Here is a 26,180-nt window from a genome sequence, read left to right as displayed (position 1 = left end):
ACGCCGTGCGAAAAAAGTTATTCCGCAATGGAATAAACCCGACGGAGCGGCGTCTTACTGCATTGACCTGTAAGCTGGTTGCGCAGGCCTGTCCCAGGAACCCGCCATGATTCAACCGGTCCGCGTGCCGCCCGACGCGCCGGCATCCACCGACGACGAGATGCCAGCGGAAGAACTCTCCGACGCCGTGCTGCGCCAACTACTGCCGCGCCTGCGGCGTTTTGCCCTCCGCCTCACGCGCGATGCGGTCGCGGCCGACGACCTGGTGCAATCCACCTTGGAAAGAGCGCTCACCCGCTGGCGCGGCCGCCGTCCGCAAGGCGACGTGCGCGCGTGGCTCTTCACCATCCTGTACCGCCAATTCCTGGATTCCCAACGCCGCTCGCGCCGCTATGCGCGGCTGCTGTCATGGTTTGCCGTGTCCGACGCCGCCGCGCCGTCCGCCGAGCGCGAGGTCATCGCGCGATCTTCCCTGGATGTCTTCGAACGCCTGCCCGAGGCGCAGCGCACGCTGCTGTGGCTCGTCAGCGTCGAAGGCATGAGCTACAAGGCCGTCGCCGATGTCTTAGACGTGCCGCTGGGCACCGTCATGTCGCGCCTGTCCCGCGCGCGGAGTGCCTTGCGTGAATTGCATGAGGGGCAGGCTGGCGAGGCTCGTCTGAGGATATTGAAATGAAAGAACGCGCTATCGATGATCTGACGCGTAATGCGTATGTGGACGGACAGTTGGATCCGTCGCAATTGCAGGAGCTGCAGGCGTATTTGCGGGCGCATCCTGATGAGGCGCAGGAGCTGGAGGCTTGGCGTCGGGATGCGCAGCGGCTGCGGGAAGGGGCTGGCGGGGATGGTTTGCCGGGTAATCCTGCGTTGGATCCTGCTGCGGTGCGTGCGGGGTTAAGAGTTCGTACGCGGCGGCGGATGGCGATGGTGGCTAGTCTGGTTGTGGCGGTGGCGATTGGCGGCGTCACGGGATGGAGTGCTCGCGATACGGCCTTGGCGAATCGGGTGTTGCCGATGCAGGACGCGATGCAGGCTTATCGGTTGTTTGCGTCAGCGGATGCGCCGCAGCCGGATGTGCGTGCGGATGCGGGGGATTTGCAGGGGTGGTTGGATGCGTATTTTGCGCATGCCGAGCGGTTGCCGAATTTGAGCGATAGCGGGTTTAGGCCGGTTGGTGCGCGTTTGTTGGCTACCGATCAGGGGCCGGCGGCGCTTGTTATCTATGAGAATGCGGGGCAGCGCGCTACGTTTTATATTCGGCCGCCTGGGCCGGGGGGACAGTTTTTGGCGCAAGGGAGCCGTAGGGATGGTGAACTGCTGGCGCGGTATTGGTCGGGGCAGGGGTACAACTATGCGTTAGTGACGGCCGGGGATATGCGCGGTCAGCCAGCGCAAATGAGTGAGTCATGACGCCTGAGTGATTTCAGGCCTTTGGATCGCTTACGTATTCATCGAAATCGAACGGCTCGGGGCTGTCGCACATCGCGGCAGGCCCGAGCCGCTTTTGCGCTTATTGAATCGACACGGGCGCGTCGTGCGTGGGGTCCGCACAATCGGCGTCTTGCGCGCAAGCTCGTGCCGTTTCCAGCATGGCTTCTGTCATGACGCCCATGTGCTCACACAATCCTTCCACGCCGCCCAACAGCGCGGCCACGGTCCACGCGTCCAGCGGCTGTGCGCCGGTTGCGTCGGGTTCGGAGGCGCTGTTGCCGACAAGGCGAGCTATCGACGCGATGGCATAGCGGGCGCGGTCGATGTTGTAGACGTGAGAAAGGGGAACCAGACCGTGTTCGGGATTGGTGTCGACGGACCAGGGGTTATCGCTGAGGGGATTCGATTGCATGACAGGCTCCAAAGACTTTTGAAGCCCGCGCCCCACTTCCAAATGGGGTGGGCGGGCACGAGGCAAGGTTGGAAGACCGGCGTCTTTGGAAACCGGCGTGCGCGAACGCACCCTCGCCAAGGCCCGCCCATAGGGGCGTGCAAAGGCGTACGGACGTGAAAAAGCCGCCAGAGCGGCGGCAAGTCCGCCAAAGACATTCCGGCTTCCAAACCGGGCTACCGTTGGTGGGATAGCTATCGAAGTATACGGCACACCTCATCGGTCCTACGACAGAGGTGAGATTTTTGTCATCAGACTTCTAACAGCTTTTTAAATCTTAAACTTTCATGCCCGCGAGATTACAAGCATCTCTCTGAACGCCAACCGGAGACAAGCTGGAAATCTCATGCACTATTCCTCCAAAGATTAACGCTGTTGCGATCAGCAAGTTCGGTGGATAATGGCGCGACACCAAAGGCGACCTAACCAGGTAATTCGCCGAATGCGGCTGTCGCAAACTTATAAATTGAATTTTCGACGTAGCACTTTTGCGACGCGAGTGCGGCAAAGTCTGATGATTTTAATTAAACGGTCTGAGACGAGACAAAAATGGAGGGGCCGGGCATGGCACAACGATTGCGGATTCTCTTGGACACAAACGTCCTAATTCCGCTGCAAGACCCACTCCAAATTCTTGAAGTCAGTTTGGCTAACTTTGCTCGTCTGGCGAGCATTGGCGGGCACCAATTGCTGTATCACCCAGCCAACGTGGCTGACTTTGAGCGAGACCGCAATGCTGAGAGAAGGCGACGGAATCTGCAGCGGATCAAACAGTACCCGGCTTTGCATGATCCTGCGCCTTGCATTTGGAACACGCCTGGTACCAGTCCCAACGACGCATGTGACAACGAACTGCTTTTTGCCCTGCACTGCGACGCGGTCCACGCCTTAATCACAGAAGACAGAGGCATCCATGTCAAGGCTCGGGCACTCGGTCTTGTACATCGGGTCTACACGGTTCAAACGGCAGAAGACTGGTTAAAACGACTGCACGAGACGCGGCAAGTTACTTTACCGAACATACAAGATGTTCCTCTTCATAGCTTAACGCCCGAGCTAGCAGGGGCCTTTTTCGATAGCCTAAGAGACGCCTACCCGAACACCGATGGCCAAGCAGGCTTCGATGATTGGTTCCGTCGCAAGGCCAGAGAAGGCCGACATGCGTGGATATATCGCCATAGCAATAACCTTCTCGGCGCTCTCTGCATTTATCAGATTCAAACCAATGAGGTTTTGAATGATGCGGGGGAGATTCTCTCTGGATCCGCCTTAAAGTTATGTACTTTTAAAGTTGGCGAACTCGTTCGAGGACGAAAAGTAGGCGAATTATTCCTCAAAGCGGCATTCCGCTTCGCAACCAAAAATCAATGCGCGTACCTCTTCATCACCGCAGATACCGACACTCAGGGGTACCTAATTCAAGTTTTGAAAGACTTTGGATTCCAAGAGCGCGGAACCTATTTGGGAGACGCAGTGTTAGTGAAAAATCACCCGCTAATTAAACCCCAAACAGATCGGTTAACTTCCGTCGAATACGTCAAGCAATATTTTCCACACTACAGATCGGACGTCTCAGTTCAGAAATTTCTTGTACCCATTCAACCTAAATTTCACAACATTCTCTTTCCGGATTACGAGGCAGCACAGCCTAGCCTCTTCCCCCCGACTGGTAACGTCGGAAATGCAATTAAGCTTGCTTACCTGTGTCACGCGCAAACCAAGTCCATCCACCCCGGAGACGTGGTGCTGTTTTACCGAACAGGTGATGAAATGGCGGTGACGTCGTTAGGCGTTGTAGAGCAATTTGAGGTCCTACAAGACGAAGCACAAATCGCTAGCCTAGTCAGCCGACGGACCGTATATAGCCTAGGGGAAATTGAGGTGTTGGCAAAGAAACCAACCAAAGTCATTCTCTTCAGACTCATTGGCCATCTTGCAACATCCGTATCATATGAACGGCTTATTCGGGATCGAATCGTCACGGGGCCTATTCAGTCTATTTTGAAAATCTCCGACACTTCGTTTTCGAAATTACTTGCAGCATCGAACGATTAGCGTCCTCGCGGCCAAACTAAAAACGCGATCAGGGCTCACCGAGAATGGGGCTCGATCGCTCGATCGAAAACTGGTAGTGATCGCATCAATCGATCAAGACACACCAGTCAAATAGCAAAATGACTGTGGCGGAACTCCCGCAGGCAACAAAGTTTTCAGCTCAATTGGATTCTCATAACGGGTAGCGGTCTTCACACCAATCGCATATCCAGAATCTCGCCCATAGAAATAGCTTTCAAAAAATGCCTTGGTAATGCCGGCAAACTCGCTCGTGATTCTCCATAAGTTGCTTGGGCGTTCTTTTATGATTTCATCAATCTCGAATTCCCCAACGACCTTGCCGACCGGCATAGTCGCATAAACGACAACCGTTTTAACGTCTGTATTCTTAAACAAGGACTTGCGAAACTCAAATTTTTTCTCACCACTGAAAATTCGGTCCGCGTATTCAGGCTTAATCGATAATAAGACTTTCATCAATACCCCCATCAATAGCTATCTGTCTATATTGCGCGCGTGTCAACTTTATAAATCCCGGGTATGCATTTCTATGAATTCCCACATTTTCGATGAGGTGATGGCGAGTCAACCTGCGCCGCAGAGCGATATTATAGGTGAACTTAAGGGCGAAAAGATATTTCTTTTCGTCAAAAAAAATGCGGAGATCATCGTCTGAGAACACACTGTGCGATCGCGCGTATGCAATGAACTCATCAGCATCAGCAAAAGAATCCAAACGACGGGCTTCTTCGACTACGCACAATGATGTAGCAACCGCCCGATACTCAGCGGGGCCCGCTCCATCACCCGTCCGATACATCACGACCTTATCCCCCGCCGACATATTCATAATTCGGTTTATTCGGGATAAGAAAATCTTGTTAATACTGTTTGCGTGCGACACATCCTCCACAATTCTCACGTTTTCATTATTTAATATCGAATCGGGAAGTAAGCGCGTGTGATACGCCGGATAGATTCCAACATGATAGAAGGCACCGTCCATTTTTATTAATGGATAGTTTTTGTCGCGGCTAACGTCGTTCCGCCAATTTAGGTCACGGAGAAGCACAAGCTCTGTCCCGTTCACCGTATTTTTGTATCCCACCCTTTCGAATCCATACCGGTGGAATAATGCAACCAAGCCCGCATGCTTCTCAAATATGGTTACGTAGAGCTGATTGACCTTTTCTTCGACCGCATGATCGAAAATTTTCTTAACAAATCGCTCACCAAGCTTTGTTCCGTGTGCTTCGATCTTAAAAGTTCCTACTTTGACTCGACGCGCTGGCGGAAGCTCTGGCTCCATATCGGTGACGGCGTCATCCTCTATTTTGAGATATAAAAATCCATCGAGGGTGCCATCATCCTGCGTATGTATGTACGCCCAATTCTCAGCCTTCCGTACAAACCATTCTTCAAATTCTTCATAGTCCGCCTTCAGTGAATCGAAGAAAGAATCCGTCAAATCAATGCTTCTGAATTGCTTACGCTCCAAACCCATTTCACCCTCAATATATAGAGCGAATTCGATGTCGCAACAAACTATCCGTGGACGTCGACCGCGGTTAAATACGAAATTGAAAGATATATTTCATCCAGCGCTCACTCAAGCCTCATCCGGGAGATACAGCACTCAAGAATTCGTCCAAATTCGGAGAGTGCAGGATGGTAAGAGGAATGTGCAAGGTTTCACATACCATCTGCGCCTGCCTATGTTCAGCATCAATGAACCGTCGCAGCTCTTCGACACTTTCTTCTCTAGCGTCTCGCTCGCAGAGCCTTTGCGCAATGACTTGGGGATCGGCTTCCAGCAATACCACAGCCCTAAGATTCAGAGCCGAAAAAACGTCCGCGCCTAGGTATATTGGCTCGCCGTCGCGTCCCTTTAAAACGAAATGCCCATCGAGAATAAGCCGCACGCCCTCGTCATTTTTCTTTTTTACTGCGGCGGCCAACAAGAGCTGATTTCCTGCCGCATCTTCAACGCGTTTGTCAGTTCCCCAATTGGGTTTCGCTCGTTCTTCTTTGATGAGAGCGCTCGCCGATTTATGTACTATTCCAAAACCGGCTGGAACTTGAGCCGCGAAGAAAGATTTTCCGACGCCATGAACTCCACCAAGAAATATATTCACGCGGGAACCTCCGGAGGAAACATGTTTTTCAGGATTTTCTGAAAAACCGCAGATGAAATAAATGAAGGTGATTGGGGGGGTGCAAAATTATCAAGACTCTTCCATGGATCTAGAGTTTCGCGAGCCACTTCTACTCGGTCGATCATTACGCCAAAGGCGAAGCGCTTTCCTTGCATATAGGCATTGAATTCTTCGTATGTCACTCCCCCTCCATTCGCCATTGAAATTTCCCAAAGCGCGGGGAGCTCGCATTCCACAACTTTTTTCACATACGCAAGACCGACCAACTTCTGAACTGGCGAGGACGAATACAAGACAAGCACTCCCACGCGTTGAGCAGGCCAGCTTCTGCGTAGTTCGACTTTCTTAGTCCCAGCCAGAATCAGAGATGCATATTTCGGCTTAATTGGCAAAAGCATTGCCCGGCCTCCAACCGAGTTAGCGGTCTCCAGGGCAAGATTCATATCCATGTTCGTGTAACCGAAAAGTTTTTAGTTTGCTGAGCGAGTTAACGGCGAACGCACGGCTAGCTTAACCGAGGTTAGCGCTCGTAACACTATGTAGCTCGCCGCTGGGGTGGGCTTTCCAATGAGTTATTGAATGTAGTTAGGGAACTGTATACACACATCCTTGATGACTTGGCCCAACTCCCTGTGGATGGGGAAACCTATCCCTCCCCCGACGCGGCCATTCGGCGAACGTCGTTGCACATGGGACCTTTTATCTTCCAGCGACAGAGAGAAGAATCTGAGCCATGCTGTTCAGCCTTAAACGGTTCCATCAACGGCGATCGCCGCATGTCCGCGGCGCTCCGCTGTGGGTCTGGGATTCCGCTAGCGCTGGGGCCACCATTGCGGGAGAGGTATCGACACCGATATGCAGCCTTGCTCGATGAGATGGGGCCAATGGAGAGTTCCTCCTTGAGATACTCCTCGCACACAAGATCCCTGACAGGTCCCATCCGCCGGAAGCGGTTCGCTGTCGACGTTGGACTTAAGAGGGAAGTTCACGAATTCACATCGCCCCCGGCATTTCCCATATGCTCGGCAGATCAGGAAAGTGCTCCAATGCGACCATTGCACCCTGATCTCAACCGCCGGCCTTGAAGCAAGCCCCCATTCCGGGGGATCCAGAAAACCGTGCCAAGTGTTTTGAATCAGGATCAGCTCTTAGGCATCGAACATTGCGTGGAAGGCGATGTCATTTGAGATAAACCAGTCGCGGTCATGACCGAAGATGCCTGACACTGGGACTCGTTCCACGAAACCGGCGTCTAGAAGATTGGCTTGATAGCTCTTTCGTGAAAGCTTAGTTCTTGGTGGTCGACGGCAGCACCTTGCATGTCCCAGGGATTCGGCTCCCATTCCGGAAGCCTGTCATCTCGGCGGTAGATGCTCATGGCGTGGGTGCGCAAAGTTCGTTTACCTTCCCTCGCTTCCGCTAGCGCCTCAAACCCTTCTGTAATCTCCGAACATAAGTCCCGCTTCTTCATGCTCTCATCTTCCTTCGTGTTCGAACATGCCCTCGAGTGCCTGCCCGGGCATCGGCAATGAGCCGCTCATTATGAAGAGTCATCCTTCATTATGAATTCTGTAGGCGCCAATATCGGACGACTGACAGTGCTCCGCACCATCCGATCACTCTGGATGCGAGATCCTGATTGATTCGGACGTCGCGTCAGCGTTCCGGGCGAGACGGTTCCTTATCCCCAACCCGCCTCGCTCGCCACCCACACCGTCGCCCCCCCACACCCGGCATCCTCCACCACATGCCGCACCACCTCAAACCCATTCACCCTCAACAACGCCCGATACTCCTCCCCCGCCAAACTCCCGTGATACAGCGGCCTCCCTTCAAACTCCCCAATCGCCTCACCCAACTGCGGCCCGCTCGTAAACATCAACACCGCCCCCGGCGCAGCCAACCGCCCAAACTCCCCAAACATGCCCCGCTGATCCTCTGGTGACAAATGAAAAAAGCTATGCCAAGCGATCAACCCATCAAACGGCCCCGCGACCGCCATCCGCCGCATATCCGCAGCAACCCACTGATGCTCAGGAAACGCCGCCTTCGCCCGATTCAATAACGGCACCGACGTATCCACACCCGTGATCCGGCAACCACGCTCAATCAGATACTGAGCGATCGGCACCCCAAACCCACACCCAATATCCAACACCCGCGGACTCGCCCCCGGCAGCAGCGCCAGAAACGCATCCAGCCACGCGCGCTCGATTAGCTCCGTCCCACGCTGCCGCACAAATGCGTCGGCATGCTCCCGATAGATCGTCACCACGTCATCAGCAGGCGACTTGGACATCTTCAAACTCCCGTAACGGCGACCAAAACCCAGACCCTTGGCGAGCGAATCACCCGCAAACGCCCGCATCCCCATGGAAGCACTCCCAAGCCTCCGACTCAATATCCTCAATCGCCACCCCATCCTCACCCGTGATGGTGAACTGCTCCTGGCTATCTCCAATACTCGCCGCCCCGTCCAACCCCAGCAGCAGCGAATACATCGTGTCCCGCAGCGCCAGATCCAAAACGCCACGCAAGCCCTCCAGCTGCGCCGCCGACAACCCCAGCCCGCGCACCTTGGCCGCGACCGCGCTCCCACCATCCGCCGCCATGAACGTCTCCAACAGTTCGCCCCGCAGCGCATTCCAGTTGCCAACAAATTCCTTCGCGTCCATTTGATTCCCTTAACGTGTCCCAACCCGCGGCCGCATACCCAATCCCAACCGCGATCCAATCAGTCCAAAAAAACAAGGGCCGCATAATCGCGGCCCCTGCATTCACACCCTTCTAAAGCTCATCAAGCCTTACGCACCTGCGCAATCAGCGCATCCAGCTGCTTCAGCATCGAATCCACTTCCTCGGCCGTCACATTCAGCGCGGGCATAAAGCGCAGCAAATTCGGACGCGGCGCGTTCAGCAGCAGACCGTCCGGCGCCTGATTACGCGCGGCCTCGACAATCGCCGGACCATCATCACGATCCATGACCAGCGCGCGCAGCAGGCCCATGCCGCGTTCGCCCTTCATGCCGTACTTGGCCGAGATGGCCAGCAGGCCTTCGGATAGTTGCTTGGCGCGCGCATTGACCGCGTCCATGAAGCCCGGCGCGACCAGCGCGTCGAAGACGGCGACGCCGACGGCGGTGGTCAGGGGGTTGCCGTTGTACGTGCCGCCTTGGTCGCCGTGCTGGAACACGCTGACTTCCTGACGGGCCAGGAGAGCCGCCAGCGGCACGCCGCCGCCGATGCCCTTGGCCAGCGTCATGATGTCGGGGACGACGTCAAAGTGCTGGTAGGCGAACATCTTGCCGGTGCGGCCCATGCCGGTCTGGACTTCGTCGACGATCAGCAGCAGTTGGTTTTCATCGGCCAGCTTGCGCAGGCCTTGCATGAATTCCTTGGTGGCGGGCAGCACGCCGCCTTCGCCTTGGACGGGTTCCAGCATGATGGCGACGGTCTTGTCGTCGATCAGCTTGCGCACGGATTCCAGGTCGTTCAGTTCGGCCTTCGGGAAGCCTTCGACCTGCGGGGCGAACATCTTGTCCCAGCCCGGCTTGCCCGATGCGGACATCGTTGCCAGGGTGCGGCCGTGGAAGCCGTGGTTCATGGTGATGATCTTGTAGGCGCCGTTCTTCTTGACCTGGCCCCACTTGCGCGCGAGCTTGATGGCGCCTTCGTTGGCTTCGCCGCCGCTGTTGGCGAAGAAGACGCGGTCAAAGTCGGACGCGCCGGTCAGGCGCTGGGCCAGCTCGATCGAGGGAATGTTGTAGAACGCCGGCGACGGGTTCATCAGCTTTTGCGACTGTTCGACCAGCGCGCGCTGCATTTCGGGCGCGGAGTGGCCCAGGGTGTTCACTGCCCAGCCCTGCACAAAGTCCAGATATCGCTTGCCCGCGTGATCCTCCAGCCAGGATCCCTTGCCGCTGACGAACACGAGGTCCGGGCGGGAGGTGATCTCCATGAGGGTGTCGACGTTGAACTGGCTGAATTCCATGGCGGTTCCTGCGGGATGTAAGGACAGGGGATGAGGGAAATTTCGGGGGATTCCCCGGGGGGAAGCGCGAAAAGGCAAATGTAGCACCGACGGGGGGATGCTATCGTGACGCTACCCCTCCGATCTGCCCCGGGCCGGCCTCACAAGGGCTGCCAGCGCGGGCGCTCTATTTTATGCAGGCGATGCGCCCCTCGCGCGCAGTCCGCCGTCGCTTTTTACTGACCAATCATGAAACGTATTCTTTCCAGTCTTGCCGCCGGTCTGGCCTTGGCCGCCGCCATGACGCCCGCCCACGCGGAATATCCCGACCGTCCCATCCGCCTGATCGTGCCGTTCCCGCCGGGGCAGGCGACCGACATCTTTGCGCGCGCGCTGGCCGAGAAGCTGGGCGCGGCGGTCAAGCAGCCGATCGTGGTGGAGAACCGCGCGGGCGCGGGCAGCAATATCGGGATGGAGCAGGCCACGCGCGCGGCGCCGGACGGCTACACGCTGGTGATCGCGGGTAGCGCGGCGGCGGTGAATCAGACGCTGTACAAGACCATCAATTACAGCCTGACCAAGGATTTTGCGCCGGTGTCGGGGGTGTTCTCGGTGCCGCTGATGTTCCTGGCGACGCCGGCTTCGGGCATTACGTCGCTGCAGCAACTGGTGACGCAGGCGCGTGCGAATCCTGGCGAGCTGGCGTATGCCAGCGCGGGCATTGGCGGCACGCAGCATTTGTCGGCCGAGATGTTCAAGGCGGCGGCGGATATTGATATTCGCCACATTCCGTACAAGGGCAGTGGCCCTGCGCAGGCGGATTTTCTGGGGCATCAGGTGCCGCTGATGGTGGACTCGGTGACGGCGGGTTTGCCGCACGTGCAGAGCAAGAAAGCGGTGGCGCTGGCGGTGACGACGGCCAAGCGGCTGCCGCAGTTGCCGAATGTGCCGACCGTGGCGGAATCGGGCTATCCGGGGTTTGAGGCGATTGGCTGGGCGGCGGTGTTGGCGCCTAAGGGGACGCCTGCGGAGATCACCGGGGCGCTGAGCAAGCAGATCGGGCAGGTGTTGAATACCCCGGAGATGCAGAAGTTCTTCCGGGATCGCGGCGCGGAGCCGATGCCCTTGACGCCTGAGGCGACTGGGACGTTTATGGCGGCCGAGGTCGAGAAGTGGGGTAAGGCGGTGAAGCAATCGGGCGCGCAGGTGGATTGAGCGCGTTATCCGATTGACGTCGCTGCAAGCCGTCCCTGAATCAGGGGCGGCTTTTTTGTTGCCGGTTACTGGACACCGCCCAGACCGCGCGCCGCGATTGGGTGGTTTTTCTGGATGATCCATCCAGCTTCAGGTGGTTTATCGGGCGCGGGCGCTTGCCTAAGCTCGTAGCTCCATCGACACCTGAAGGAGATTTTCCATGGCGGACCATTCGATCAAAGGCAAGGTCGCGATCATTGCGGGCGGGGCGAAGAATCTGGGCGGGCTGATTGCGCGCGATCTGGCCGAGCAGGGCGCCCGCGCGGTGGCGATCCATTACAACAGTGCGGCGTCGAAGGCCGAGGCCGAGGCGACCGTGGCAGCGGTGCAGGCGGCGGGCGCCAAGGCGGTGGCGTTGCAGGGCGACCTGACGACGGCGGCGGCGGTGGAGAAGCTGTTTGCCGACGCAGTGGCGGCCGTGGGCCGGCCGGATATCGCGATCAATACGGTGGGCAAGGTGCTCAAGAAGCCTTTCACGGAGATCAGCGAAGCCGAGTACGACGAGATGACGGCGGTAAATTCCAAGACGGCGTTTTTCTTTCTGCGCGAGGCGGGCCGGCACGTGAATGACAACGGCAAGGTGTGCACGCTGGTGACGTCGCTGCTGGGCGCTTTCACGCCGTTCTATGCGGCCTATGCGGGCACGAAGGCGCCGGTGGAGCATTACACGCGTGCGGCGGCCAAGGAGTTTGGGGCGCGGGGGATTTCGGTGACGGCGGTGGGGCCGGGGCCAATGGATACGCCGTTCTTCTATCCGGCCGAGGGCGATGATGCCGTGGCGTATCACAAGACCGCGGCGGCGCTGTCGCCGTTCAGCAAGACGGGGCTGACGGATATCGAGGACGTGGTGCCGTTCATCCGCCATCTGGTCAGCGACGGCTGGTGGATCACGGGGCAGACCATCCTTATCAACGGCGGCTACACGACCAAGTAGGCGTCAGACCGGGGAGAGCGGCATGCATATGGCGATGGTGATCGGAGGCGGCGCGGTGCTGTTGGGCGTGTTTCTGCTCTTCGGCAAGCTGTGGGGCGGCGATGCGGCGGCGCTGGCGGTGGCGGCCAAGGCGTTCATTCCCGTCTGGCTGGTGGTGGCGCTGGTGAATATGTGGGTGGGCGTGACCCATGCCGGGTACACCGTGCGCGAGGAATTGCCGATTTTGGCGATCGTGTTTCTGGTGCCGGCGGCACTGGCTGCCGTGGCGATCTGGCGCAGCGGCTGACGCGGCCGAATCGGATCCCGATCAGCCCCCAATTGCGGCTATGCTTTTCATGCATTGCGCGCGCCCCCGGCATCGGGATGGCGCGCGCTTCCCGTTGCACCGTTCCCGCATCGCCACAGGCCGCTCATGGACCGATTCGACCAGTACCGCGTGTTTGCGCAGGTTGCCGAGATGGGCAGTTTCATCAAGGCGGCGCATGCGCTGGACGCGCCCCGCGCGTCGGTGTCCGCCGCCATCCAGCAACTGGAAACCCAGCTTGGCGTGCGGCTGCTGCATCGCACGACGCGGCAGGTGCGGCTGACGGCGGACGGCGAGCAACTGCTGGAACGGGTGCTGCCGCTGCTGGCGGAAGTGGAAGACATCGACCAGTTGTTCCAGGCCAGCGAGCGGCAGGTGTCCGGCCGATTGAGCATCGACGTGCCCAGCCGCGTGGCGCGCCGGCTGATCGCGCCGCAGTTGCCGGGCCTGCTGCGCCGGCATCCACGGCTGCAAGTGGTGCTGAGTTCCACCGACCGCGCCATCGATCTGGTGCAGGAAGGCGTGGACTGCGCGGTGCGCATCGGGGCGCTGCATGACAGCAGTCTGGTGGTGCGGCCGGTGGGCAGCATTGCGCTGATCAATTGCGCCAGTCCGGCTTACCTGCGCGAACACGGCGAGCCGATGCAGCCGGAAGATCTGGCCAGCGGACATTGGGCGGTGGGCTATGCGTCGCCGAAGACCGGGCGCGAATTGCCCTGGGAAACCGTATTGCCCGATGGCGGCGTGCGCCAGGATCCGGTGCGCAGCCGGGTGGTGGTGAACAACGCCGAAAGCTATATCGCCTGCTGCCTGGCGGGGCTGGGCTTGATTCAGATTCCCCGGTTCGACGTGCAGCATCTGCTGACCGCGGGCGAACTGGTGGAGGTGATACCGGCCGCGCGCGCGGCGTCCATGCCGGTGTCGCTGCTGTATCCGCACCGCCGCCAGCGCTCGCGGCGGCTGGCGGTGTTTCATGAGTGGTTCGAAGGGTTGATGGCGGGCTACGTGGACGCCTGAAGCCAAACGTCCAAACCGGTGCCTGCGCGCCCGCTCGCGGCGCATTCGCCGCACCATCGCGGGGCGTCTGCACGACCTTTGCCCGTCGCCTCCCGGGACACGCGCGTGGCACGGACTTTGCTTTGACTCTCTTTGTATACCGACTTGGTGTGCAACGCATTGACCCGGCCGGGCAGTGCGGGCCCTGGAGAGTTCCTCATGAAACGCAGATCCCTGTTGCTGTCCCTTTGCGCCGCCGCCACGCTGCTGGCCGCTCCTGTGTCGCACGCCGATGCGCTGGACGATATCGTCAAGGCGGGCGTCATCAAGATCGCGGTGCCGCAGGACTTTCCGCCCTTTGGGTCGGTGGGCTCGGACATGAAGCCGCTGGGCTATGACATCGACACCGCGCAACTCATCGCCAAGCAGCTGGGCGTGAAGCTGGAACTGGTGCCGGTCACCAGCGCCAACCGCGTTCCGTACCTGCAGACAAAGAAGGTGGATCTGGTGATCTCCAGCATGGGCAAGAATGCCGAGCGCGAGAAGGCCATCGACTTTTCCGAAGCGTACGCGCCGTTTTTCAACGGTGTGTTTGGCCCGGCGGACCTGAAGGTCTCGTCCGCCGCGGATCTTGCCGGCAAGACCATTGGCGTCACGCGCGGCGCGGTGGAGGACATCGAGCTGACCAAGATTGCGCCCGAGTCCGCCACGGTCAAGCGGTATGAGGACAACAACGGCACGATCACCGCCTTCCTGTCGGGCCAGGTGCCGATGATCGCGACGGGCAACGTGGTGGCCGCGGCCATCCTGGCCCGCAATCCGCCCAAGAAGCCGGAAACGAAATTCCTGATCAAGAACTCGCCGTGCTACATCGGCCTGAACAAGGACGAACCGAAGCTGCGCGCCCGCGTGAACGACATCCTGGCGGCCGCCAAGCAGGACGGCTCGTTGTCGGCGATCTCGCAGAAATGGCTGGGCGCCGCACTGCCCAAGGATCTGTAGCCTGAGCGGCGGCCGTCATGGCTTACCAGTACGACTTCGCCTCGGTGTTCGAGTACACGCCGGTGCTGCTCAAGGGCATCGGCGTGACGATCGAACTGATTGCGTTCGGCGCGGTGGCGGGCGTGGCGATCGGCATTGCGTGCGCCTGGGTGCGCACGCAGGGCCCGACGTGGCTGCGCGCGCCGGTCACCGCGTATGTCGAGCTGATCCGGAATACACCGTTTCTGATTCAGCTCTTTTTTGTGTTCTTTGGCCTGCCGTCGCTGGGCATCCAGCTTGGAGAAATGCAGGCGGCGTGCCTGGCGATGGCATTGAACCTGGGCGCCTACAGCACCGAGATCATCCGCGCCGGTATCGACGCCACGCCGCGCGGGCAGTATGAGGCAGGCGCGAGCCTTGCGCTGTCGCGGCTGCAGGTGTTTCGGCACGTCGTGCTGATGCCCGCGCTGATGCGCATCTGGCCGGCGTTGTCTTCGCAGATCGTGATCGTGATGCTGGGCTCGGCGGTGTGCTCGCAGATCGCGGCCGAGGACCTGACGTTTGCGGCGAACTTCATTCAGTCGCGCAATTTCCGGGCGTTCGAGGTGTATCTGGTGACAACCGGCATCTATCTGGCGCTGGCGGTGCTGCTGCGGCAGATTCTGCGCATGACCGGGCGGCGGTTGTTCCGCAAGGCGGCACGATGATCGAATTTTCCACCTGGGACATCGTGCGCAACCTGCTGCTGGCGGCGCGCTGGACGATCATCCTGTCTCTTGCAGCCTTTGCGGGCGGGGCGCTGATGGGCGTGCTGGCGCTGATGATGCGCACGTCGCGCGTGGCCGCGATGCGGCGCATCAGTTGGGCGTACATCGAACTTTTTCAGGGCACGCCGCTGCTGATGCAGCTGTTCCTGGCGTTCTTCGGCCTGTCGCTGATCGGCGTGGAGGTGCCGCCGTGGCTGGCCGCGGGCGCGGCGCTGACGTTGTGGTCGGGTGCGTTTCTGGCCGAGATCTGGCGTGGCTGCGTGGAGGCCATACCGAAGGGACAGTGGGAAGCGTCGGCCAGCCTGGCGCTGGGCCACGTGCAGCAGATGCGCTACGTCGTGCTGCCGCAGGCGCTGCGCATTGCGGTGGCGCCCACCGTCGGCTTTGCGGTGCAGATCGTCAAGAGCACGGCGCTGACCTCCATCATCGGCTTCACGGAACTGTCGAAGGCGGCCACGGTGATCACCAACGCCACCTTCAGTCCCTTCACCGTCTATGCCTGCGCGGCGCTGATCTATTTCGCGCTGTGCTGGCCCCTGTCGCGCCTCAGCCTTCGGCTGGAAAGGAAGTTGCATGCCCCTCATCGCCCTTGAAGACGTCCGCAAACGGTTTGGCGATAACGAAGTGCTGAAAGGCGTGACGCTGCGCGTCGAGCCCGGCGAGGTCATTGCCATCATCGGCAAGAGCGGCTCGGGCAAGAGCACGCTGCTGCGATGCATCAACGGGCTGGAGCAGATCGACGGCGGCGCGATCATGGTGGCCGATGCGCAACTGGGTGATGACGAGCTGCGGCTGCGTGCGCTGCGGCTGAAGGTGGGCATGATCTTTCAGCAGTTCAACCTGTTTCCGCACCTGACCGTGGGACGCAACGTGATGCTGTCGCCCATGGTGGCCAAGCGCGTGCCCGAGCGCGACGCCGCGGACATGGCGCGCGCCATGCTGAACCGGGTGGGACTGGCGCACAAGTTCGACGCGTGGCCAGACGAATTGTCGGGCGGGCAGCAGCAGCGGGTGGCGATTGCGCGCGCGCTGGCGATGCAGCCGTTGGCGCTGTTGTGCGACGAGATCACATCGGCGCTGGATCCGGAGCTGGTCAACGAAGTGCTGGCCGTGGTGCGGGAATTGGCGGCCGACGGGATGACGCTGTTGATGGTGACGCATGAGATGCGTTTTGCGCGCGAGGTCTGCGACCGGGTGGTGTTCATGCACCAGGGCCGAGTCCATGAGATTGGGCCCCCGGATGAGCTCTTTGCCGCACCGGCCACGCCAGAGCTGCGGCAATTTCTGGGGATGACGGATCTGGCGGCCGACCGGTAAAAATGCACCACCTGACCCGGTGCATGCGCCTCTATCGCGGGATGGGCGCGGTTCCTATATTGGGGTTGTCCGCAGCCGAATCTTGTAGTTTTCTCCGGCGCGGTTTCACGCAACCTGAGCCATAAGGAGCGATGACATGGATAAGGACCGCATCAAGGGCGCCGTCAAGGAAGTGAAGGGCGCCGTGAAGGAAACGGCCGGCAAGGTGACCGGCAGCACCAAGACCGAGGCAGAAGGAAAAATCGAGAAAACCGAGGGCAAGGTGCAGCGCAATGTAGGCGAGGCCAAGGATCAGGCACGGGACTTGCTGGACAAGTAATCGCGGCTGCCAAGTGGCACCCGCAACGTCCAATGAAACGCCCGAAGGAGAAGAAAATGACCAACCGTATTTGGCTTGCGCTGCTGCTCGCGATCTCCGCCGTGACCGCCGGCTGCAACACGATGGAAGGTGCCGGTAAGGATATCGAACGTGGCGGGGAGAAGATCCAGAACCAGGCCAAGTAGGCGCTGGCTGCCTGCATCGAAGGGTCGGCACGTTGACGGCGTGCCGGCCTTTTTTCGTTAGCGCGAGAACCCGCGCGCCGCGATTTCCCAGATATCTTCCACCACGCCATTTCGCACGACCACCAGCCCGTCATGCAGGTTGAACGTGGGATCGACGTGCGACGGCACCAGCCGCAGCACCGCGCCCAGGTCGGGCGCCTGCGCCCCCGGCTCCACGCGGACCACGCCGTGTTCGTCGTTGATGGCGGTGTAGGTCAACCCGGGTTCGCCAAAGATGGCGGGCGGGCCGCATTCGGCGGTGGTGGACTTGAGCCCCGCATCCAGGATCACGCGATCGGGCGCCGGCTTGCTCATGACGGTGGCCAGCACGAACAGGCTGTTTTCAAACGCTAGCGGGCCGTCCCAATCGTTCGCGCCGTAGTCGCCGTCCATGAAGGCGTAGGAACCGGCCTGCAATTCGGTATAGACGCCGCTGGCCGCATCGAATTCGGCGCTGCCCGTGCCGCCGCCCGTGATGGTGTCGCAGGCGATGCCGCTTTCGCGAAGCAGTTGCGCATAGGACGCGGCAATGCGCGCCGCCTGGCGGCAGACCTCGGCGCGCTCCTCTCGCGTGCGGTAGTGCTGCACCGACCCGTGATAGGCCTGCAAACCGGCGAAGTTCACGCCGGGCAGGTCACGCGCCTGCTGCGCCAGCGCCAGCACGAGGGCGTCGTCCGACACGCCGCAGCGGCCCTGGCCGACATCCACTTCCACCAGCACATCGATCTGCGCGTCCGCCTGCACCATGGCTTGCGACACCTGCGCCAGGTTGTGCGCGTTGTCCACGCACACGCTGACCTTCGCCACGCGCGCCAGCTGACCCAGCAGCGCCAGCTTGGCGGGGCCGACGACTTCGTTGCTGATGTGGATGTCCTGGATGCCGGCGGCCACAAAGGGCAGGGCTTCGCTGACCTTCTGGCAGCAGATGCCGCGCGCGCCCAGTTCAAGCTGGCGCAGGGCAATCTGCGGACACTTGTGCGCCTTGGCGTGCGGCCGCAGCGCGACGTCGTGGCGGTCGGCCCAGGCCTGCATCGCGCGCAGGTTGGCCTCGAAGGGCGTCAGGTCCAGCACGAGGCTGGGCGTATCGACGCGGGCCAGGGGATCGCCCGGCTGCGCGGGCGGGGGCAGCGCAATGCCGCGTATGACTTCCTGGGACATCCTGATGACTCCGTAGTCTGACTGCAAGAGAGGTAACACGCGCATAACCAAAGCGGGACCACCCATAACCAAACGGGCGATGCACCCCCAGGTAAACGATAGCCCCGTAACCATTGGCTACGAGTGGGCGGCATGACAGAATTTCATCATGAAAACGGCCCCCAAGGGGAGGCCCATTTCCGGCGCGGCAACGCTGTCGCGCCGGCGATGACAAGACGACCCACGTCACCCGACAGACCTGTCAACAAGTACCGGAGAAGCTCGCATGAAACTCAAGCACTGGATCACCGCCCTGACCGTCGCGGTCGCCGCTGTCGGCGCCACCAGTTCGGCACAAGCCCAGCAGTTTTTCCGCATCGGCACGGGCGGCACCGCGGGCACGTATTACCCGATCGGCGGCATCATCGGCAACGCGGTGTCCCAACCCGGCAAGCTGATCGCCACGGCAGTCGCCTCCAACGGGTCGGTCGCCAACATCAACGGCATCATGGGCGGCTCGTTCGAAGCCGGCTTCACGCAGTCGGACGTGGCGTTCTGGGCCTACAGCGGCACGGGCACGTTCGAAGGCAAGCCCAAGGCGCAGGACCTGCGCCTGATCTCGACGCTGTATCCGGAAAGCATCCATCTGGTGACGCGCAAGGGCTCCGGCATCAAGGGCGTGGCCGACCTGAAGGGCAAGCGCGTGTCGATGGACGAGCCGGGCTCCGGCACGCTGGTCGACGTGCGCCTGATCCTGGGCGCGTACGGCATGACCGACAAGGACGTGAAGGCCGAATACCTGAAGCCCAACCAGGCGGGCGACAAGCTCAAGGACGGCGGCCTGGACGCGTTCTTCTTCGTGGGCGGCGCGCCGGCCGGCGCCATCGCCGAACTGGCCTCCACGGGCAACATCGAACTGGTGTCGCTGGTGGGTCCGGAAATCGACGCGCTGCGCGCCAAGCAAGAGTTCTTCACGCCGGATGTCATCACCGCCAACACGTACCAGAACATCCCCGAGGTCAAGACCATCTCGGTGAACGCGCAGATGGTGACGTCGGCCAAGATCCCCGAGCAGACGGTGTATGAGGTGACCAAGGCGCTGTACAGCGACGCCACGCGCAAGACGCTGGACGCCGGCCACGCCAAGGGCAAGCTGATCTCGCGCGAGAACGCGACCAAGGGCGCGGGCATCCCGTTCCACCCGGGCGCCGAGAAGTTCTACAAAGAGATTGGCCTGCTGAAGTAGGCCCCCCCGAGCGCCTGCGGCGCTTCCCCCAGGGGCGCCGGTGGCGGACCGGCAGAGCCGGATCCGCGCGGCCCCGCTTGGGCGGATCGGGTTCTTTATGCGAATTGCTTGCCTTTGGGTGGGCGAACTGTCGTAGTGCTTTATGTCGGCGGCGATTGCTTTCGCGCCGCATTTGAGCAGGGCCGCCGTTGTGCGGCCCTGCTTGTTGAATCATCTTGAGAATCACCGCGATGGAAATCGATCACGAGAAAACCCAGAAGCTGGCGGAAAAGTACGATTCGGAAATCCGCTTCCGGCCGCTGGACAAGACTGCCACGTGGATCGTCTCGGGCCTGCTGGTCAGCCTCTCGATCTTTCATTACTACACCGCCGGCTTCGGCCTGCTGCGCGAGGCGACGCACCGCGGCGTGCACCTGGCCTTCGTGCTGAGCCTGATCTTCCTGGTGTTCGGCTTTTCCAAGTCGCATTACCAGCGCGAACCCAAGTCGACCTGGTATGCGCCGGGCGGCATTCCGCTGTACGACTGGATCATCGCGATCGCGCTGGCCCTGTCGGTGCTGTACATCCCGTACATCTTCGAGGACCTGGCGTTCCGCGTGGGCAATCCGCTGCCTCAGGACGTGCTGATGGGCTCGATCCTGCTGATCGGCCTTTTGGAAGCCACGCGGCGCGCCATGGGCTGGCCGCTGCCGATCATCGCGCTGGTGTTCATGGCGTACGCGATGTTCGGGCCGTACTTCCCCGGGCTGCTCAAGCACGCGGGCAATACGTGGTCGCAGGTCGTCAACCATATGTATCTGACCAGCCAGGGCGTGTACGGCGTGGCGGTGGGGGTGGTGGCGACCTACGTGTTCCACTTCGTGCTGTTCGGCGTGCTGGCCACCCGCATCGGGCTGGGCCAGTTGTTCCTGGACGTGGCCTCGACCGTGGCGGGGCGCTATGCGGGCGGACCGGCCAAGGTGTCGGTGTTCGGCTCGGCGATGTTCGGCATGATTTCGGGCTCGTCGGTGGCCAACGCCGTGACGGTGGGGTCGCTGACCATTCCGGCGATGATTCGCGTGGGCTACCCGCGCCATTTCGCGGCGGGCGTGGAAGCCGCCAGCAGCACGGGCGGGCAGATCACGCCGCCCATCATGGGCGCGGCCGCGTTCCTGATGATCGAGTTCCTGGGGATTCCGTACCAGCAGATCGCGATCGCGGGCATTTTTCCGGCGTTCCTGTACTTCTTCGGCATGTTCATGCAGGTGCACTTCGAGGCCAAACGCGAGGGCCTGCGCGGATTGACCGCCGAGGAAATGCCCAAGCTCAAGCAGTCGTTCAAAATGCGCTGGCCGACGCTGATCCCGCTGGCGATGCTGATCGGCATGCTGGCCAGCGGCCGCACGCCCTATCTGGCGGCCTTCGCGGGCATCACGGGCTGCATCGTGGTGGGCATCCTCAATCCCTACACGCGGCTGCGGTTGCGCGACCTGTACGAAGCCTTTGAGACCGGCGCGAAGTACGCGCTGGCGGTCGGCGCGGCTGCCGGCACGGTGGGCATCGTGATCGGCGTGGTGACGCTGACGGGTGTGGGCTTCAAGATTTCGTACATCGTGATCGCCGCGTCGCAGGCGCTGGCTGCGGGCGCGGCGTTCTTCCTGCCCGAGGCGATGACGGACATGCAGTCGCTGACGCTGGTCGCGGCGCTGGTGATGACCGGCATCGTCTGCATCCTCATGGGCTGCGGCGTGCCCACAACCGCCAACTACCTCATCATGGTGGCGGTTGCGGCGCCGACGCTGGTGCAACTGGGGGTGCAGCCCATTGCGGCGCACTTCTTCGTGTTCTATTTCGGCATCCTGGCGGACATCACGCCCCCGGTGGCGCTGGCCGCGTACGCGGCGGCGGGCATGGCGGGCAGCGATCCCTTCAAGACCGGGAACACGGCGTTCCGGCTGGGCATCACCAAGCTGATCGTGCCGTTTGTCTTCGTGTTCTCGCCGTCGCTGCTGATTTCGGTGCAGGGCTTCACCTGGTACGAGTTCTTCGTGACCCTGCTCGGCTGCATGGTCGGCCTGGTGTTGCTGTCGGCGGCCTTGTCGCGCTTCATGCTGGTCGGCATGAAGAGCTGGGAGCGGTGGCTGTGCACCATTGGCGCACTGCTGACGATCATTCCGGGCCTGACCAGCGGCATCATCGGCTTGGTGATCTGCGTCCCGGTCTTCATCCGCCAGCTGGCGGGCCTGAAACTGGAGAACGCGCCCAAGGTGGCGTAACGCACTGCGCGGAAAGCAAAAAAGGGGCGGATCCGTGCGGGACCGCCCCTTTTTGCTGAATCAGCCATTTTGCCTGCATTTGGGTGCAAAATAGGCGTCCTTGCACGCAAGGTGACGTAGTACAACACCCGCCTTTTAGTCGGTTGCCCGGCAAAATAAATCGGCGTAAAGTAAAATTCATGTTTGCTGGTCTGCCGATATGCGGGCCGACTGTGCAAACAGGCACAAACTGCGCCATATGTTCGATATCCTGGTCTATCTGTTCGAGAATTACTACACGCCTCAGGCCTGTCCTGCTGCCGATGTGCTCGCCAAGCGGCTCGCCGCTGCCGGTTTCGAGCACGAGGACATCGACGACGCGCTCGGTTGGCTGTATGGCCTTGCCGAGACCACCGAACGGTGCGTCGACCTGGCCCAGGCTCCCACGTCCGGAACCCGGATCTACACCGATAACGAATACCAACAGCTCGGCACCGAGTCCATCGGCTTCATCGCCTTCCTGGAATCGGCCGGCGTGCTGCCCGCGCCCCTGCGCGAGATCGTTATCGACCGAGGCCTGGCCTCGCCGGAAACGCCCGTGCCGCTCTCCAAGATCAAGATCATTGCCCTCATGGTTCTCTGGAGCCAGGAAGCCGAGATTGACAATCTGGTTCTCGAAGAGCTGCTCGACGAAGAAGGCGGGCGCCTGCTGCATTGAGCACGCGTTCCCGCGCCACGCTTTTCCACCCCTCAGCCCGCGCGCCTGATCGTGCGGGCTGAAGTCTTGTCTACGTCCCCTTGAATTACGTTGGCCGCTTCGCTCCCAGTCCCAGCGGACCGCTCCATGCGGGCTCGCTGGCGACCGCGCTGGCGAGCTGGCTGGACGCGCGCGCGCAGCGCGGGCGCTGGCTGCTGCGCATTGAAGACGTGGACACGCCCCGCACGGTGGCGGGCGCGGCGGACGTCATCATGGGGCAGTTGCAGGCGCTAGGACTTGTCTGGGACGGCGAGATTATCTGGCAGTCTCAACGCAACGAAGCCTACCAGGCCGCGTTCGACGCGCTTGCCGCGCAGGGCCTGATCTATGGCTGCGGCTGCACGCGACGCGAAATCGCGGATTCTGCGCTGCGCGGCCAGACCGCGCCGGGCGCCGATGGCGAACGGCCGTATCCCGGCACCTGCCGCCACGGTTTGCCGCCCGGGCGTGAGGCGCGGGCGTGGCGGTTGCGCGTGCCCGAAGGCCTGGAACACTTTGACGACCGCTGGCTCGGGCCGCAGGAGCAGGACGTGGCGCAGGCCGTCGGGGATTTTGCGCTGCGGCGGGCGGATGGGTTGTGGGCGTATCAGTTGGCGGTGGTGGTGGACGATGCCGCGCAGGGCGTGACGGATGTGGTGCGCGGGGCCGACCTGCTCAGTTCCACGGCGCGTCAGCGCGTGCTGGGGCGCCTCTTGGGATTGCCGCCGTTGCGCTACCTGCACGTGCCGTTGATTCTGGATCCCGCCAGCGGTTTGAAACTGTCCAAGCAGAACGGCGCGCCGGCGATTGATACCAGCGCGCCCCTGCCGGCCCTGCAAGCTGCGTGGGCGGCATTGGGATTTGCGCCGCTGTCCGCTGCGGATGTCGCGTCATTCCTGCAGGACGCCACGGCGCGCTGGGCTGCGCGGTTTCCGGGCTGATCCGGCGTCCGCACGATTAGCGGACTGCATGCGCCGCCGGCGTGAGCCGGCCGGGCCGCTCACAACGGCTGCAGATCCGCCCCCAGCATTCGCACCAGCAACGCTTCCCCGTCGTCGGCCACGCGCAGCTCTCCGAAACGCGCGACCTCATAACGCGCCGCTTCGCCTTCCGGGAAGAACCACGCATTGGTCACGATGCGAACGCCGTTGCCGCGGACGCGATAGCGCAGCGGCACTTCGGTTTCGGCGTGCGGATGGACGTCGGACTGAATGCGCACGGCTTGCGCGACACCACGCGCGTCCGGCGTCAGCATCACGTAGCCGTCGGGTTCGTACCCCATGACGCCGTCCACGTCGGGGCGGTCGCCGCCCAGCCGCAGGCGGGTCACCTCGCGTCCGGCCGCGAAATTCAGCGCCATGTAGTCGCCCTGCATCAGCGAACGCGGATCGACCGGCGCCAATTCCAGAATGACCACCTTGCCCGAGGCCAGGAGCTTTTCGCGCTCCCAGATGCCGAAGTTGGCCGCCGCGAGCACCAGCGCCAGACCGCCCAGGATGGCCGCCGTGCGCCAGCGCAGGGCGGGGGACACCGGTGGCATCGGACGCGGCTGCGCGGGCGTCTGCGTGCGCATCAGGCGCGGCACGAGCCACACCGCGGCGCGCAGCACGAACAGCAGGACCGCCGCGCCGCTGAGCCACAGCGCCTTTTGCAGCAGCGGCAGTTCCAACTGGTAGTAATAGACGCCCAGGTAGGCCAGCAGGCTGGCCGCGCCAAAAATCATGACGCGGGACTGGTTCAGACCAAACCCCAGCAGCAGCCACGTCAGGGCGAATCCGACCCCCGGACTGGGCAGCCAGAACAACGCCAGCAGCAGCAGACCGATTGGCACGCCCCAGGTGACGCCGCCCGTCAGCAGGCGGCGGCGCGGCCACAGGACAGCCAGCGCGGCGGCCACCGGCAGCAGCGCGCCCGCGACGATCAGCACAGCGGTTCGCGGCGCCAACTGCCAGATGGCCGGCAATTCAATGACGGAAATGCCGCTCGCCAGCCAGACCATGCCCTGCACGGACAGCAGGAAGGCCCACGCCAGCGGCTGCAGCGCGTGGCCGCGCCGCGCGCCCACGCGGTGGCTGACGGTCAGGATGACGGCGGTGGCCCACGCGCCGATCACGCCGATGGGCAGCCACAGGAAGGTGGCCCGGGTCGCGTCGAAGCGGATCCACGCGTCCATCAGATCTTCCTGCATGAGGTCGGGCGACAGGCCGCGCCAGATCAGCGCCGCGCTGGCCAGGGCGATCAGAAGACCGCTGAGAAAGCGCAGGATCACGTCGGGCCCCAGCGCATAGACCGCGGCCGCCATCAGCAGCACGAAGAAGCTGGCGCTGGCGAACGAGGTCGAATCGGACAGCCCGAAGATGATGAGGATCTGCCCCGTGAAGGCCATGGCCGTGCCGCATTGCCGCCAGAACGGACCGGCGTCGCTGCGCAGCACCGCCACGCCCGCCGCGCACAGCACCAGCCCGGCGACCAGCGCGCCGCCTTCGGTGGTGATCAGATTGGAAAACGCGACGAACAGCAGCAGGAGCAAGGTGGCCAGCCAGGCGGACAAGCCCAGCAGGCACTGCACGTACCAGGGCGGCTCGGCGCGCGGCACGGCGGCGGGGGCCAGCTGCGCGACAGGCGCGCTGGAATCGGCGGGGTCCACGGCATTGCCGGCCGACGCGCCAGCAGGCTCGGCGTCGGCGGCGGGCACGGGGACCGGCGCTTCGTTGCTGAGGCCACGCAGCCAGCGGGCGGCCACGACGGCCTCGGCCATCAGCAGGGCCGCCAGCGGCAGCGTCGCCCACACGCCGGGCTCCAGCCGCCACAGCCATTCGCCGACCACGCGCAGCGACACGCAGATGACGCCGGCGGCCAGCATGGCCAGGATGACGAGATCGCGCCGGACGCGCTGATAGTAAAGACCAAGCCCCAACGTCGCGGCGACCCACGCAATGCCGTTGTAGGTGCCCAGACCGTCGACGATGGAATCGCCGAACATCAGGGCCAGGACCAGCACGCTGATCGCGATGGCGGCCAGGATGCGCGGTCCAAAGACCGTGCTGGCGCGCCAGCGGCGCGCGGCCATTTCCCAGCCAAACAGCAACAGCAGGTTCAGGGCGGCCATGACAAGACTGGGCAAACCCGGGCCGCCGAAGATCATCAGCCAGGTGAAGACGCGTTCGCCCAGCCACAGCGCGGCCGCAAGATTGAGCACCAGCGCCCACAGCAGCCACACCGCCTGGCTGCCCGCGGCAAGCGCCCACGGCAGCAGCAGCACTGCCCACCAGGCGAACAATTCCCAGGTATCGGCACCCGTCTGATATGTTTGACCCAACAGCGCGAGCAGGGCGCCGAGCAGAATGCCGGCCAGCGCCAGCAGCGCGCCAGGTATGCTGCGCCGCACGCCGGGCCGGGCGCGCAAGCGCAATCCGGACCACGCTGCGGCCAGCGCGCACACGGCCAGAAGACCCTGCACGCCGGCAAAGCGCTGCATTTTTGTCATGTCCTGCCAATTGGCAGCAACCCAGCAAACGGCGGCGCTGCCCAGCAGCAAAACCCCTAGCCACAAGGTGCTTCGCGACAAAAATTGACGCCAAGCGTGCAGTTCGGATCCCGCTTGCCTTTCAGTGCCGACTTGCATCTGGCGAATCTCCGATCTTATTATCCGCGCTGATACGGCGGGA

Annotated in this window: 27 protein-coding genes; 17 read left to right on the top strand and 10 right to left on the bottom strand. The window is 61.9% G+C overall.

Going from position 1 to position 26,180, the window contains the following annotated elements; translation table 11 throughout:
- The first annotated feature begins 160 nt into the window (after nucleotides 1-160).
- Both CLM73_RS00445 and CLM73_RS00440 read left to right on the top strand, forming a co-directional pair.
- Nucleotides 161-676, top strand: a complete 516-nt coding sequence (locus CLM73_RS00445) for a sigma-70 family RNA polymerase sigma factor (protein ID WP_199778301.1) — start codon at nucleotides 161-163, stop codon at nucleotides 674-676.
- Nucleotides 673-1,410, top strand: coding sequence for an anti-sigma factor family protein (locus CLM73_RS00440; RefSeq protein WP_105236859.1), 738 nt, complete (start codon nucleotides 673-675; stop codon nucleotides 1,408-1,410). Before CLM73_RS00445 ends, CLM73_RS00440 begins: the two co-directional genes overlap by 4 nt.
- Nucleotides 1,411-1,510: 100 nt before the next feature.
- On the opposite strand, the gene CLM73_RS00435 is transcribed toward CLM73_RS00440, so the two are convergent.
- Nucleotides 1,511-1,843, bottom strand: coding sequence for a hypothetical protein (locus CLM73_RS00435; RefSeq protein ID WP_105236858.1), 333 nt, complete (start codon nucleotides 1,841-1,843; stop codon nucleotides 1,511-1,513).
- Nucleotides 1,844-2,446: 603 nt separating this feature from the next.
- Between CLM73_RS00435 and CLM73_RS00430 the strand changes: the two genes are divergently transcribed.
- The gene (locus CLM73_RS00430) at nucleotides 2,447-3,937 is read left to right on the top strand and encodes a GNAT family N-acetyltransferase (protein WP_105241318.1); all 1,491 of its coding nucleotides are present in this window, start codon (nucleotides 2,447-2,449) and stop codon (nucleotides 3,935-3,937) included.
- Between the two features lie 93 nt (nucleotides 3,938-4,030).
- Here CLM73_RS00430 and CLM73_RS00425 read toward each other — a convergent pair whose 3' ends face one another.
- The 7 genes from CLM73_RS00425 to CLM73_RS00390 form a co-directional block, all read right to left on the bottom strand.
- The gene (locus tag CLM73_RS00425) at nucleotides 4,031-4,414 is read right to left on the bottom strand and encodes an ASCH domain-containing protein (protein ID WP_105236857.1); all 384 of its coding nucleotides are present in this window, start codon (nucleotides 4,412-4,414) and stop codon (nucleotides 4,031-4,033) included.
- On the bottom strand, nucleotides 4,392-5,441 hold the full coding sequence (locus CLM73_RS00420; RefSeq protein WP_105236856.1) for an N-acetyltransferase: 1,050 nt from the start codon (nucleotides 5,439-5,441) through the stop codon (nucleotides 4,392-4,394). Before CLM73_RS00420 ends, CLM73_RS00425 begins: the two co-directional genes overlap by 23 nt.
- Nucleotides 5,442-5,553: 112 nt before the next feature.
- Complete coding sequence (locus CLM73_RS00415) at nucleotides 5,554-6,072, bottom strand: ATP-binding protein (protein ID WP_158685814.1); 519 nt, start codon at nucleotides 6,070-6,072, stop codon at nucleotides 5,554-5,556.
- Nucleotides 6,069-6,536: an ASCH domain-containing protein gene (locus CLM73_RS00410; protein WP_158685813.1), complete on the bottom strand. Its 468-nt coding sequence runs from the start codon at nucleotides 6,534-6,536 to the stop codon at nucleotides 6,069-6,071. The genes CLM73_RS00415 and CLM73_RS00410 overlap by 4 nt, the downstream gene beginning before the upstream one ends.
- Before the next feature lie 1,238 nt (nucleotides 6,537-7,774).
- Complete coding sequence (locus CLM73_RS00400) at nucleotides 7,775-8,392, bottom strand: class I SAM-dependent DNA methyltransferase (protein WP_105241317.1); 618 nt, start codon at nucleotides 8,390-8,392, stop codon at nucleotides 7,775-7,777.
- 49 nt (nucleotides 8,393-8,441) lie between these two features.
- A complete protein-coding gene (locus tag CLM73_RS00395) occupies nucleotides 8,442-8,768 on the bottom strand; it encodes a hypothetical protein (protein WP_105236853.1) in 327 nt (108 codons plus the stop codon).
- Nucleotides 8,769-8,890: 122 nt separating this feature from the next.
- The gene (locus CLM73_RS00390) at nucleotides 8,891-10,084 is read right to left on the bottom strand and encodes an acetylornithine transaminase (protein ID WP_105236852.1); all 1,194 of its coding nucleotides are present in this window, start codon (nucleotides 10,082-10,084) and stop codon (nucleotides 8,891-8,893) included.
- 228 nt (nucleotides 10,085-10,312) lie between these two features.
- On the opposite strand from CLM73_RS00390, the gene CLM73_RS00385 reads away from it, so the two are divergent.
- From CLM73_RS00385 to CLM73_RS00340, 10 genes are all read left to right on the top strand, one after another.
- A complete protein-coding gene (locus tag CLM73_RS00385) occupies nucleotides 10,313-11,278 on the top strand; it encodes a Bug family tripartite tricarboxylate transporter substrate binding protein (protein WP_105236851.1) in 966 nt (321 codons plus the stop codon).
- Nucleotides 11,279-11,477: 199 nt separating this feature from the next.
- On the top strand, nucleotides 11,478-12,251 hold the full coding sequence (locus tag CLM73_RS00380) for an SDR family oxidoreductase (RefSeq protein ID WP_105236850.1): 774 nt from the start codon (nucleotides 11,478-11,480) through the stop codon (nucleotides 12,249-12,251).
- A 22-nt stretch (nucleotides 12,252-12,273) separates the two neighbouring features.
- Nucleotides 12,274-12,537, top strand: a complete 264-nt coding sequence (locus tag CLM73_RS00375; RefSeq protein ID WP_105236849.1) for a hypothetical protein — start codon at nucleotides 12,274-12,276, stop codon at nucleotides 12,535-12,537.
- Nucleotides 12,538-12,663: 126 nt separating this feature from the next.
- On the top strand, nucleotides 12,664-13,572 hold the full coding sequence (locus tag CLM73_RS00370) for a LysR family transcriptional regulator (protein WP_105236848.1): 909 nt from the start codon (nucleotides 12,664-12,666) through the stop codon (nucleotides 13,570-13,572).
- 198 nt (nucleotides 13,573-13,770) lie between these two features.
- The gene (locus tag CLM73_RS00365) at nucleotides 13,771-14,553 is read left to right on the top strand and encodes a transporter substrate-binding domain-containing protein (RefSeq protein ID WP_105236847.1); all 783 of its coding nucleotides are present in this window, start codon (nucleotides 13,771-13,773) and stop codon (nucleotides 14,551-14,553) included.
- 17 nt (nucleotides 14,554-14,570) lie between these two features.
- The gene (locus CLM73_RS00360; RefSeq protein ID WP_105236846.1) at nucleotides 14,571-15,239 is read left to right on the top strand and encodes an amino acid ABC transporter permease; all 669 of its coding nucleotides are present in this window, start codon (nucleotides 14,571-14,573) and stop codon (nucleotides 15,237-15,239) included.
- Nucleotides 15,236-15,892 (top strand): amino acid ABC transporter permease, encoded by a 657-nt coding sequence (locus tag CLM73_RS00355; protein ID WP_105236845.1) that lies wholly within the window; start codon nucleotides 15,236-15,238, stop codon nucleotides 15,890-15,892. Before CLM73_RS00360 ends, CLM73_RS00355 begins: the two co-directional genes overlap by 4 nt.
- Nucleotides 15,873-16,616, top strand: a complete 744-nt coding sequence (locus tag CLM73_RS00350; RefSeq protein ID WP_105236844.1) for an amino acid ABC transporter ATP-binding protein — start codon at nucleotides 15,873-15,875, stop codon at nucleotides 16,614-16,616. The genes CLM73_RS00355 and CLM73_RS00350 overlap by 20 nt, the downstream gene beginning before the upstream one ends.
- Nucleotides 16,617-16,752: 136 nt before the next feature.
- Nucleotides 16,753-16,935 carry a CsbD family protein gene (locus CLM73_RS00345; protein WP_056565837.1) on the top strand — a complete coding sequence of 61 codons (183 nt, stop codon included), beginning with the start codon at nucleotides 16,753-16,755 and terminating at the stop codon, nucleotides 16,933-16,935.
- 56 nt (nucleotides 16,936-16,991) lie between these two features.
- Complete coding sequence (locus CLM73_RS00340) at nucleotides 16,992-17,120, top strand: entericidin A/B family lipoprotein (protein WP_105236843.1); 129 nt, start codon at nucleotides 16,992-16,994, stop codon at nucleotides 17,118-17,120.
- A gap of 57 nt (nucleotides 17,121-17,177) precedes the next feature.
- Here CLM73_RS00340 and CLM73_RS00335 read toward each other — a convergent pair whose 3' ends face one another.
- Complete coding sequence (locus CLM73_RS00335; RefSeq protein WP_105236842.1) at nucleotides 17,178-18,317, bottom strand: DSD1 family PLP-dependent enzyme; 1,140 nt, start codon at nucleotides 18,315-18,317, stop codon at nucleotides 17,178-17,180.
- Between the two features lie 265 nt (nucleotides 18,318-18,582).
- Between CLM73_RS00335 and CLM73_RS00330 the strand changes: the two genes are divergently transcribed.
- The 4 genes from CLM73_RS00330 (at nucleotide 18,583) to gluQRS (ending at nucleotide 23,453) form a co-directional block, all read left to right on the top strand.
- On the top strand, nucleotides 18,583-19,542 hold the full coding sequence (locus CLM73_RS00330; RefSeq protein WP_105236841.1) for a TAXI family TRAP transporter solute-binding subunit: 960 nt from the start codon (nucleotides 18,583-18,585) through the stop codon (nucleotides 19,540-19,542).
- Nucleotides 19,543-19,772: 230 nt separating this feature from the next.
- Nucleotides 19,773-21,797, top strand: a complete 2,025-nt coding sequence (locus CLM73_RS00325) for a TRAP transporter permease (RefSeq protein WP_105236840.1) — start codon at nucleotides 19,773-19,775, stop codon at nucleotides 21,795-21,797.
- Nucleotides 21,798-22,035: 238 nt separating this feature from the next.
- Nucleotides 22,036-22,494, top strand: a complete 459-nt coding sequence (locus CLM73_RS00320; protein ID WP_056565848.1) for a DUF494 family protein — start codon at nucleotides 22,036-22,038, stop codon at nucleotides 22,492-22,494.
- A gap of 80 nt (nucleotides 22,495-22,574) precedes the next feature.
- The gene (gluQRS, locus tag CLM73_RS00315) at nucleotides 22,575-23,453 is read left to right on the top strand and encodes a tRNA glutamyl-Q(34) synthetase GluQRS (RefSeq protein WP_105236839.1); all 879 of its coding nucleotides are present in this window, start codon (nucleotides 22,575-22,577) and stop codon (nucleotides 23,451-23,453) included.
- Nucleotides 23,454-23,512: 59 nt separating this feature from the next.
- Here the strand turns inward: gluQRS and CLM73_RS00310 are convergent, their stop codons facing one another.
- Nucleotides 23,513-26,137 carry a GDYXXLXY domain-containing protein gene (locus tag CLM73_RS00310; protein WP_105236838.1) on the bottom strand — a complete coding sequence of 875 codons (2,625 nt, stop codon included), beginning with the start codon at nucleotides 26,135-26,137 and terminating at the stop codon, nucleotides 23,513-23,515.
- Nucleotides 26,138-26,180: the final 43 nt, after the last annotated feature.

The organism is Achromobacter spanius, from assembly GCF_002966795.1.
GTDB lineage: Bacteria > Pseudomonadota > Gammaproteobacteria > Burkholderiales > Burkholderiaceae_B > Achromobacter > Achromobacter spanius_D.
The sequence above is the reverse complement of the archived record's forward strand: the minus strand, read 5'-3'. Positions and strand labels throughout refer to the sequence as shown.